Below are 10,009 nucleotides of genomic sequence, written 5' to 3' on the forward strand. Positions count from 1 at the left end.
CAGGCTTACACTGACTTGCTCGCGTCTTCAGTCTCGGGCGCCTGTTGCTCGGCCCCCTTCTCTTCCGCCTCGGTATCCTCTGCCGCCACCGGCGCCTGCATTACATCCTGCACGGTCTGCTCATCCACGCGCGGGTCCAGGGCCGCCGACAATGGCGAACCGGCCGCCGGCATCGCCACGTGACCAAGCGGTGCGTCCTGCACCTGGTGCAAGCCGGTAACCGCCTTCGGCCGGATGCGCCACACCAGCACCAGCGCAAAGAACACGAAGAAGGCATACAGCATCTGCGCGCCTAGCACCTTCATCAGCACGCCAGCCGCCAATGGCCCGATACAGGCGCCAACGCCGTAAGTCACCAGCAGCATCGCGGTCAACGACACCCGCCGCTCACTTTCCACGTGGTCGTTGGAAAACGCCACCGCCAGCGGATACAGGCAGAACTGCAACAGCGAAATTACGAAGCCGATGCCGAACAGCAACTCCAGCGGCACGCTGGGCAGTACTGCCAACGGCGCTGCCGCCAGTGCCAGGCCCACCGCCACGCTGCGGATCAGTACCGCACGGTCGTAACGGTCGGACAACCAGCCCAGCGGCCACTGCACCAGCAGGCCGGCAAAGATGCAACTACCCATGAACAGACCGATCTGCTCCGTGCTCATGCCCTGGCTGGAGGCATACAACGGCGCCAGGCCGTAGAACGAACCCACGATCAGCCCCGAGCCGAGCACGGTGCTGAGCGACTGCGGCACGCGCTTGATGAAGAACTTCGGCTCCATCGGGGCCGGGCGCAAGGGTGCCGGGTGAATACGCCGGGTCATGGCCACGGGCACCAGGCACAGGGCAAAGCACATAGCCACCAGCATCAGCAATTCCGGGCCAAGCGCCGGGTGCACCACCAAAATCAGCTGGCCGAGTACCAGGCCCAGGTACGAGGCAATCATGTACCCGCTGAACACCGCGCCGCGGTGCTTCACATCCGCCTGCTCGTTGAGCCAACTCTCGATGACCATGTACTGGCACATCATGCCCAGGCCAACAATCATACGCAGGCCGACCCACGCCGGCAGCCAGTTGGTCAGGCCATGGCCAAGCACCGCCGCGCCAACGATGCCGGCGCAGGTGGCATAAGCGCGTATGTGCCCGACCCGACCGATCAGCCGGTGGCCGACCTTGCCGCCCACTGCCAGGCCAAAGTAGTTGGCCGCCATCAAGGCACCTACCCACAAGCTGTCGACGTGGTCGGCGGCCAGGCGCAGGGCGAGGTAGGTACTGAGCAGACCCGAGCCGATCAACATCATCAGCGCGGCGAAATACAACGACTGAAACGGCTTCCATACATTTCGCATAGGTACCGAGGAGCTCCCTGGTCAGGTGGCGGGCTGCTAGCAGCATAAGGGCAAAACCCGCTCGGCGCAGGCCCCCTTGAGCGATTTGCCGCCATGGCGGCGTGTCCGGTGCAGGTGGTGTCGTGATCAGGCTGGTACTGCCAGCACGCGCTGTTTGGCACGGCTGCTGGCGACCTAGCCTTCGATGAATTCGCAGTTCAACAGTTCCCAAGGCAACGGCGCTGCATGGCTCACTCGCGCAAGGTCATGCCATTGGCTGGCAGCGGCAGGGCGGTTTTATAGCGCACCTGCTTCAGGGCAAAACTCGAGCGAATATTGGCCACACCCGGCAACCGGGTCAGGTAATCGAGAAACCGCTCCAGCGCCTGGATGCTGGGCAGCAGTACCCGCAGCAGGTAGTCAGGGTCACCGGTCATCAGGTAGCACTCCATCACCTCGGGCCGCTCGGCGATTTCTTCCTCGAAGCGATGCAGCGACTGCTCCACCTGTTTCTCCAGGCTGACATGAATGAACACGTTCACATCCAGCCCCAGCACTTCGGGGGACAACAACGTCACCTGCTGCCGGATCACGCCAAGCTCTTCCATGGCCCGCACCCGATTGAAACAGGGCGTGGGCGACAGGTTCACAGAGCGTGCCAGCTCGGCGTTGGTGATGCGGGCGTTCTCCTGCAGGCTGTTGAGAATGCCGATATCGGTACGATCGAGTTTGCGCATGAGACAAAATCACCGGTTTTTTTTGGTTATGCGGAATGTTTATCTGCCGCGCACGGCAAAGGCAATCAACTTGAGAGAAAAATTCTCCTGCCGGGCCACTAAGATGTAGGTGACGCTGACCTGCCAGTCACAAGCCGGCACTCAGCGGCGGCCGCTTCAAAGCTCACAAAAACAAATACCCGAGCGAGCGTAAAAAGCATGAACGAGTACGCCCCCCTGCGTTTGCATGTGCCCGAGCCCACCGGCCGGCCAGGCTGCCAGACCGATTTTTCCTACCTGCGCCTGAACGACGCAGGTCAAGCCCGCAAGCCCCCCGTGGATGTCGATGCTGCCGACACCGCCGACCTTTCCTACAGCCTGGTCCGCGTCCTTGACGAGCAAGGTAACGCTCAGGGCCCGTGGGCTGCAGACATCGACCCGCAGGTCCTGCGCCAGGGCATGCGCGCCATGCTCAAGACCCGGGTGTTCGACAGCCGCATGGTGGTTGCCCAGCGCCAGAAGAAGATGTCTTTCTACATGCAGAGCCTGGGCGAGGAAGCCATCGGCAGCGGCCAGGCACTGGCATTGAACCGCACCGACATGTGCTTCCCCACCTACCGCCAGCAAAGCATCCTGATGGCCCGCGACGTGTCACTGGTGGACATGATCTGCCAGTTGCTGTCCAACGAGCGCGATCCGCTCAAGGGCCGCCAGCTGCCGATCATGTACTCGGTACGCGAGGCCGGCTTCTTCACCATCAGCGGCAACCTGGCCACCCAGTTCGTGCAAGCCGTCGGCTGGGCGATGGCCTCGGCGATCAAGGGCGATACCAAGATCGCCTCGGCATGGATCGGCGACGGCGCCACCGCCGAGTCGGACTTCCACACCGCCCTGACCTTCGCTCACGTGTACCGGGCGCCGGTCATTCTCAACGTGGTCAACAACCAGTGGGCCATCTCGACCTTCCAGGCCATTGCCGGTGGCGAATCGACCACCTTTGCCGGCCGTGGCGTGGGCTGCGGCATCGCCTCGCTAAGGGTCGATGGCAACGACTTCGTTGCGGTGTATGCCGCTTCGCGTTGGGCCGCCGAACGCGCGCGCCGTGGCATGGGCCCCAGCCTGATCGAGTGGGTCACCTACCGTGCCGGCCCGCACTCGACCTCTGACGACCCGTCCAAGTACCGCCCCGCCGATGACTGGAGCCACTTCCCGCTGGGTGACCCGATCGCCCGGCTTAAGCAGCACCTGATCAAGATCGGCCACTGGTCCGAAGAAGAACACCAGGCCACCACCGCCGAATTCGAAGCGGCGGTGATCGCCGCGCAGAAAGAGGCCGAGCAATACGGCACCCTGGCCAACGGTCACATCCCGAGCGCTGCCTCGATGTTCGAGGACGTGTACAAGGAAATGCCCGACCACCTGCGCCGCCAACGCCAGGAACTGGGGGTTTGACATGAACGACCACAACAACAGCATCAACCCGGAAACCGCCATGGCCACCACCACCATGACCATGATCCAGGCCCTGCGCTCGGCCATGGATGTCATGCTTGAACGCGATGACAATGTAGTGGTGTACGGCCAGGACGTCGGCTACTTTGGCGGCGTGTTCCGCTGCACCGAGGGCCTGCAGGCCAAGTACGGCAAGTCGCGCGTATTCGACGCGCCGATCTCCGAGAGCGGTATCGTCGGCACCGCGGTTGGCATGGGCGCCTACGGTTTGCGCCCGGTGGTGGAAATCCAGTTTGCCGACTACTTCTACCCTGCCTCCGACCAGATCGTTTCCGAAATGGCCCGCCTGCGTTACCGCTCGGCCGGTGAATTCATCGCCCCGCTGACCCTGCGCATGCCCTGCGGCGGCGGCATTTACGGTGGCCAGACCCACAGCCAGAGCCCGGAAGCCATGTTCACCCAGGTGTGCGGCCTGCGTACGGTCATGCCATCGAACCCGTACGACGCCAAGGGCCTGCTGATCGCCTCGATCGAATGCGACGACCCGGTGATTTTCCTGGAGCCCAAGCGCCTGTACAACGGCCCGTTCGACGGCCACCACGACTGCCCCGTGACACCCTGGTCGAAACACCCGCACAGTGCCGTGCCCGACGGCTACTACAGCGTACCGCTGGACAAGGCCGCCATTGCCCGGCCAGGCAATGACGTGACCGTGTTGACGTACGGCACCACCGTGTACGTCGCCCAGGTGGCAGCCGAAGAGAGCGGCGTCGATGCCGAAGTGATCGACCTGCGCAGCCTGTGGCCGCTGGACCTCGAGGCGATTGTGGCGTCGGTGAAAAAAACCGGCCGCTGCGTGGTAGTGCACGAGGCCACCCGCACCTGCGGCTTCGGTGCCGAACTGGTGTCGCTGGTGCAGGAGCACTGCTTCCACCACCTGGAGGCGCCAATCGAGCGCGTCACCGGCTGGGACACCCCCTACCCTCACGCACAGGAATGGGCTTACTTCCCTGGGCCTTCGCGGGTAGGTGCGGCACTGAAAAAGGTCATGGAGGTCTGAATGGGCACGCACGTCATCAAGATGCCGGACATTGGCGAAGGCATCGCGCAAGTCGAGTTGGTGGAATGGTTCGTCAAGGTCGGCGACACCATCGCCGAAGACCAGGTGGTGGCCGATGTCATGACCGACAAGGCAACTGTGGAAATCCCTTCGCCGGTCAGTGGCAAAGTATTGGCCTTGGGCGGCCAACCCGGGGAAGTGATGGCGGTCGGCAGCGAGCTGATCCGCATCGAGGTGGAAGGCAGCGGTAACCATGTGGATGTGCCGCAGGCCACACAGGTGGAAACTGCAGCTTCGCCGGCAGCGCCGCAGGAACCCATGAAGCCGGCCGCCTGCCAGGCACCGGCCAACCACGAAACCGCGCCCATCGTGCCGCGTCAGCCGGGCGACAAGCCGCTGGCTTCGCCCGCCGTGCGCAAGCGCGCCCTGGATGCGGGTATCGAACTTCGCTACGTCCATGGCAGCGGCCCGGCCGGGCGCATTCTGCACGAAGACCTCGACGCCTTCATGAGCAAGCCGCAAAGCAGCACTGGGCAGGCGCCGAATGGCTATGCCAAGCGCAGCGACAGCCAGCAGGTGCCGGTGATCGGCCTGCGCCGCAAGATTGCCCAGCGCATGCAGGACGCCAAGCGCCGGGTCGCGCACTTCAGCTACGTGGAAGAAATCGACGTCACGGCCCTCGAAGCCCTGCGCCAGCAACTCAACAGCAAACACGGCGACAGCCGCGGCAAACTCACCCTGCTGCCGTTCCTGGTACGTGCGCTGGTGGTGGCGTTGCGTGATTTCCCGCAGATCAACGCGACCTACGACGACGAAGCGCAGGTCATCACCCGCCATGGTGCGGTGCATGTCGGCATCGCCACGCAAGGGGACAACGGGCTGATGGTGCCGGTGCTGCGCCACGCCGAAGCAGGCAGCCTGTGGGCCAACGCCAGCGAGATCACGCGCCTGGCCCATGCCGCGCGCAACAACAAGGCCAACCGCGAAGAACTGTCCGGTTCGACCATCACCCTGACCAGCCTCGGTGCGCTGGGCGGTATCGTCAGCACGCCCGTGGTGAACACGCCGGAGGTGGCGATCGTCGGCGTCAACCGCATGGTCGAGCGGCCGGTGGTGATTGACGGCCAGATCGTCGTGCGCAAGATGATGAACCTGTCCAGCTCGTTCGACCACCGGGTGGTCGATGGCATGGACGCCGCCCTGTTCATCCAGGCCGTGCGTGGCCTGCTCGAACAACCTGCCTGCCTGTTCGTGGAGTGATCATGCAACAAACCCTACAAACCACCTTGCTGATCATCGGCGGCGGCCCTGGCGGCTATGTCGCGGCCATCCGCGCCGGGCAACTGGGCATACCCACGGTGCTGGTCGAGGGCCAGGCGCTGGGCGGCACTTGCCTGAACATCGGCTGCATCCCGTCCAAGGCACTGATCCACGTGGCCGAGCGGTTCCACCAGGCAACCCGCTACACCGAAGCCTCACCGCTGGGCATCAGCGTGGCTTCGCCGCGCCTGGACATCGGCCAGAGCGTGGCCTGGAAGGACGGGATCGTCGACCGCCTGACAACCGGGGTCGCCGCCTTGCTGAAAAAACACGGAGTCAAGGTTGTGCATGGCTGGGCCAAGCTGCTCGACGGCAAGCAGGTCGAGGTCGATGGCCAACGTATCCAGTGCGAACACCTGCTACTGGCCACCGGCTCCAGCAGCGTTGAACTGCCGATGCTGCCGCTGGGTGGCGCGGTCATTTCCTCCACCGAAGCGCTGGCACCCAAAGCCCTGCCCCAACACTTGGTGGTGGTGGGCGGTGGTTACATCGGCCTGGAGCTGGGTATCGCCTATCGCAAACTGGGCGCGCGGGTCAGCGTGGTGGAAGCGCGCGAGCGCATTCTGCCGACTTACGACACTGAACTGACGGCACCGGTGGCCGAGTCGCTGAAAAAGCTGGGCATCGCCTTGCACCTGGGCCATACCGTCGAGGGTTACCGAGATGGCTGCCTGCTGGCCAATGATGGCCAGGGTGGGCAGTTGCGCCTGGAGGCTGACCAGGTACTGGTGGCGGTCGGCCGCCGACCACGCACCCGCGGCTTCAACCTGGAATGCCTGGACCTGAAAATGAACGGCGCCGGCATCGCCATCGACGAGCGCTGCCAGACCAGCATGCACAATGTCTGGGCCATCGGTGACGTGGCTGGCGAGCCGATGCTGGCGCACCGGGCCATGGCCCAAGGCGAGATGGTGGCCGAGATCATCGCCGGCAAAACCCGCCGTTTCGAGCCGGCAGCCATTGCCGCCGTGTGCTTCACCGACCCGGAAGTGGTGGTAGTCGGCAAGACCCCGGAGCAGGCCAGCCAGCAGGGCCTGGACTGCATCGTCGCGCAGTTCCCGTTTGCTGCCAATGGCCGGGCCATGAGCCTGGAGTCGAAAAGCGGTTTCGTGCGCGTGGTGGCGCGCCGTGACAACCATCTGATCGTGGGTTGGCAGGCGGTTGGCGTGGCCGTTTCCGAGCTGTCCACGGCGTTTGCCCAGTCGCTGGAGATGGGCGCATGCCTGGAGGATGTGGCCGGTACCATCCATGCCCACCCGACACTGGGTGAGGCGGTACAGGAAGCGGCACTGCGCGCCCTGGGGCACGCCCTGCATATCTGACACTGAAGCGGCCAAGGCCGATTTGGCCCGCTGCGCCGTGAGGCGCCGCGGGTCTTTTTTTACTCACGGGGCCGGCACAGGCTACTCGGCTATGACGTTCTTGCCATTACCCTTGGCCCGGTACAGCGCCTGGTCCGCCCGCGCCAGCAGCTCAACCTGGTCCTCACCGCCGCGCCGCTGCACCACGCCGTAGCTCATGGTCAGCTGGCAGTCGCCTACCGGCTCCAGCTGCTGTACGGCCTGGCGCAAGCGCGTTGCCACATCCAACGCCTCGCTCAGGGCGGTCTGCGGCAGCACGATGATGAACTCGTCCCCCCCCCAACGCGCCAACAGGTCAAAATCACGCAGGCAGCTGCGCAGGTTTTCCGCTACCTGCACCAATGCCCTGTCACCCTGCGCGTGGCCATAGCGGTCATTGATCGGCTTGAAATCATCCATGTCCATGGCAATCAGTGACAACGGCAGGCGAAAGCGCTGAGCGCGCTGACACTCCAGTTGCAGCTCCTTTTCCAGCCGATAACGACTGGCGACGCGGGTCAGGGCATCGCGTTCGGCCAGCTCGCGGTTTTCATCCAGCTGGCGCTGCAACTGCTGGTTGACCCAGGACAGTTCGCGGGTGCGTTCGGCAACCAGGCTCTCCAGCGATTGGTTCTTCTGTTGCAGCTGCGCAACCAGGCGCTTGCCAGCGTCAATGTTGCGGTGCGCACCGAGCATGCGTGCCACCGAGCCATCGGCGTTGCGGTCGATGATATAGCCAGTGTCCTCGATCCACAGGTAACTGCCATCCTGGCAGCGGCAACGGTACTCGATAAGGTAACGCTCGGTGCGCTGCTCGATGTAAGCCTCGAAATGCGCCATCACCCGGGGGTAGTCTTCGGGATGGATCACACTTTCCCAGGTGAATACCGAGTTGGCCTTGGAATGGTTGGCATAGCCCAGCATGGCGTACCAACCGGGGTTGCGATAAACGTAGCCGGTGTTGGCGTTCCAGTCCCAGATGCCATCGCTGACCAACTCGAACAAGGTGTGCAACTGCTGCTCACTGAAGCCGGCGGGCGCCGGCCTGGTTTCCTGATTCATGCGCTCTCCCTGATGCCCAGCAACTGCGTGCCCATCAAGGGGCTGCCGACATTATGTGTTTGCCGCAGGCGGCAAGATCATGTCTGTCAGTGGCAAGCATAAGCCTGGCGCTGGGAGACCGGAAGAGATCCAACGGCGTATATTTTTACCGGCCATGGCGGCCTGATCGGCGGCAAGCCTCAGGGCTTTGGAGAGGTAGGCAAACAGAGGGGGAAATGGCGTCCCAGGCAGGAATTGAACCTGCAACCTTCCCCTTAGGAGGGGGATGCTCTATCCAATTGAGCTACTGAGACGCAAACACCGGCAGCGAGCGCTGCACAGCGGGACGGCGAGCATGTTAACCAGCATGCCAGCGTTTGTCATGCCTGTACCGGGCTTTTTCGCGTAATCCTTTTCTGGCACTACGTCGCCCCGGGCAGCACGCCCGTTTCGCGCAGCAGTGTGAACAGGCCGGCGACCGCTGTTTCCAGGCGGTTGGAATTGTCCAGCACATGCACGGTGGGGTCGCTGGTGTGCTGTAAACGTGCATTACGGGCCAGGCGCTGCTCGATTTGCGCCGCCGTTTCCCGCCCGCGGGCCAACAAGCGCTCGCGCAGCACTTCGGGGCTGACTTCGACCAGCACCGCCAACAGGTCCGGGTAACGCGCACGGGCTTCGGCCAAATAGGCGCGCGAGCCATTGACCAGCACCGGCCTGCCCGCCTGCAGCCAGGCGTCCACCTGCACCGCAATGCCATAGTCCAGGCCATTGGCCTGCCAATGCATGGCGAACGCGCCCTGCGCGAGCAGGGCCGCAAATTGCTGCGGGGTAACGCCATGGGCCGCTTCGCCCCGCGCTTCTGCCGAGCGGGTAATGACCCTGCGGGCGATTTCCACGCCGGCGGCAGCCAGTTGCTCACGGGAAGCTTCCAGGATGGAATCCTTCCCGGACCCTGACGGGCCCATCAAAAATATCAGCCGCCCTGCCCCTGATCGGCGGTCGCTTGCGTCATGTTGCATAGCCACTATGCTCTATGGAGGGAACCCGGCGCATTCTAGGGGTTTTCCTGGTCTTTTGCTGTTTTTTACCAGTTTTTGACGGCAAAAGGCTGACGGTCAAGCGAGCCGGAGCATGTAAAACTTTTCAAACCAGTACTCATTTCTGATAATTGGTACTGGCACAAAGCCTTTACCCGGCTCACTATTTGTCACAGAATTGACGCCAAGGAAACGGCGACCTTGAGGCAAGATGAGCATCCAATTTTCACTGACGGTTGAACATTTTGTCGCCACGACGGTCGTATTTTCACCCCCGTGCGGCCAATTTGAGAACCGCTTCCCCTGAACCAAAATCCGGTCAATTTATATGCGCCCAATGAAACAGGCTATTTATTCGAGCCGCACCGCTGACAAGTTCGTCGTCCGCCTGCCAGACGGAATGCGTGAGCGCATTGCCGAGGTAGCGCGCAACCATCACCGCAGCATGAACTCCGAAATCATCGCACGCCTGGAGCAAAGCCTTATCCAGGAAGGCGCGTTGGGTGACGAGCTGAGCATGCGCCTGGACAGCCCGGAGCTGTCCCTGCATGAACGCGAGTTGCTGCAACGTTTCCGTCAGCTGTCCCACCGCCAGCAAAACGCCTTGGTTGCGCTGATCGCGCACGATGCAGAGATGGCAGCCGACGCTTCCTGAAGGTTGCCAGCGGATACAAAAAAGCCAGCGTCAGCTGGCTTTTTTGTGGGTCACTACAGGGAA

The 10,009-nt window shown here is 63.1% G+C and carries 9 protein-coding genes and 1 tRNA gene; 5 read left to right on the top strand and 5 right to left on the bottom strand.

The genetic code is table 11. The features are described 5' to 3' along the window. Positions 1–5: 5 nt before the first annotated feature. Positions 6–1,346, bottom strand: a complete 1,341-nt coding sequence (locus APH30_RS24035) for an MFS transporter (protein ID WP_054913962.1) — start codon at positions 1,344–1,346, stop codon at positions 6–8. 230 nt (positions 1,347–1,576) lie between these two features. Beyond that, positions 1,577–2,062, bottom strand: coding sequence for a Bkd operon transcriptional regulator BkdR (gene bkdR / locus APH30_RS24040; protein WP_003254485.1), 486 nt, complete (start codon positions 2,060–2,062; stop codon positions 1,577–1,579). 198 nt (positions 2,063–2,260) lie between these two features. Between bkdR and APH30_RS24045 the strand changes: the two genes are divergently transcribed. From APH30_RS24045 to lpdA, 4 genes are read left to right on the top strand one after another with little or no spacing between them, the layout of a single operon-like run. Then, complete coding sequence (locus tag APH30_RS24045) at positions 2,261–3,493, top strand: 3-methyl-2-oxobutanoate dehydrogenase (2-methylpropanoyl-transferring) subunit alpha (RefSeq protein WP_029887003.1); 1,233 nt, start codon at positions 2,261–2,263, stop codon at positions 3,491–3,493. Position 3,494: 1 nt separating this feature from the next. Further along, a complete protein-coding gene (locus tag APH30_RS24050) occupies positions 3,495–4,553 on the top strand; it encodes an alpha-ketoacid dehydrogenase subunit beta (RefSeq protein ID WP_054913963.1) in 1,059 nt (352 codons plus the stop codon). Continuing rightward, positions 4,554–5,813: a dihydrolipoamide acetyltransferase family protein gene (locus tag APH30_RS24055; RefSeq protein ID WP_054913964.1), complete on the top strand. Its 1,260-nt coding sequence runs from the start codon at positions 4,554–4,556 to the stop codon at positions 5,811–5,813. A 2-nt stretch (positions 5,814–5,815) separates the two neighbouring features. Continuing rightward, positions 5,816–7,195, top strand: coding sequence for a dihydrolipoyl dehydrogenase (gene lpdA, locus APH30_RS24060; protein ID WP_054913965.1), 1,380 nt, complete (start codon positions 5,816–5,818; stop codon positions 7,193–7,195). 81 nt (positions 7,196–7,276) lie between these two features. Here lpdA and APH30_RS24065 read toward each other — a convergent pair whose 3' ends face one another. From APH30_RS24065 to phnN, 3 genes are all read right to left on the bottom strand, one after another. Beyond that, complete coding sequence (locus APH30_RS24065) at positions 7,277–8,275, bottom strand: sensor domain-containing diguanylate cyclase (RefSeq protein WP_054913966.1); 999 nt, start codon at positions 8,273–8,275, stop codon at positions 7,277–7,279. A 216-nt stretch (positions 8,276–8,491) separates the two neighbouring features. Then, positions 8,492–8,568 (bottom strand) — tRNA-Arg (locus tag APH30_RS24070). Positions 8,569–8,676: 108 nt separating this feature from the next. Further along, positions 8,677–9,273, bottom strand: coding sequence for a phosphonate metabolism protein/1,5-bisphosphokinase (PRPP-forming) PhnN (gene phnN, locus APH30_RS24075; protein ID WP_029887000.1), 597 nt, complete (start codon positions 9,271–9,273; stop codon positions 8,677–8,679). 346 nt (positions 9,274–9,619) lie between these two features. Here phnN and APH30_RS24080 point away from each other — a divergent pair, with 346 nt between their 5' ends. Then, positions 9,620–9,946, top strand: a complete 327-nt coding sequence (locus tag APH30_RS24080; RefSeq protein ID WP_009681471.1) for an Arc family DNA-binding protein — start codon at positions 9,620–9,622, stop codon at positions 9,944–9,946. The last annotated feature ends 63 nt before the right edge of the window (positions 9,947–10,009 follow it).

Source organism: Pseudomonas sp. NBRC 111127 (assembly GCF_001320345.1).
GTDB classification, from domain to species: domain Bacteria; phylum Pseudomonadota; class Gammaproteobacteria; order Pseudomonadales; family Pseudomonadaceae; genus Aquipseudomonas; species Aquipseudomonas juntendi.

What these genes read in the sequence shown, in the direction of transcription:
- APH30_RS24035 (WP_054913962.1), bottom strand. Translation starts at nt 1,346, where the DNA reads ATGCGAAATGTATGGAAGCCGTTTCAGTCGTTGTATTTCGCCGCGCTG.
- bkdR (WP_003254485.1), bottom strand. Translation starts at nt 2,062, where the DNA reads ATGCGCAAACTCGATCGTACCGATATCGGCATTCTCAACAGCCTGCAG.
- APH30_RS24045 (WP_029887003.1), top strand. Translation starts at nt 2,261, where the DNA reads ATGAACGAGTACGCCCCCCTGCGTTTGCATGTGCCCGAGCCCACCGGC.
- APH30_RS24050 (WP_054913963.1), top strand. Translation starts at nt 3,495, where the DNA reads ATGAACGACCACAACAACAGCATCAACCCGGAAACCGCCATGGCCACC.
- APH30_RS24055 (WP_054913964.1), top strand. Translation starts at nt 4,554, where the DNA reads ATGGGCACGCACGTCATCAAGATGCCGGACATTGGCGAAGGCATCGCG.
- lpdA (WP_054913965.1), top strand. Translation starts at nt 5,816, where the DNA reads ATGCAACAAACCCTACAAACCACCTTGCTGATCATCGGCGGCGGCCCT.
- APH30_RS24065 (WP_054913966.1), bottom strand. Translation starts at nt 8,275, where the DNA reads ATGAATCAGGAAACCAGGCCGGCGCCCGCCGGCTTCAGTGAGCAGCAG.
- phnN (WP_029887000.1), bottom strand. Translation starts at nt 9,273, where the DNA reads ATGCAACATGACGCAAGCGACCGCCGATCAGGGGCAGGGCGGCTGATA.
- APH30_RS24080 (WP_009681471.1), top strand. Translation starts at nt 9,620, where the DNA reads ATGCGCCCAATGAAACAGGCTATTTATTCGAGCCGCACCGCTGACAAG.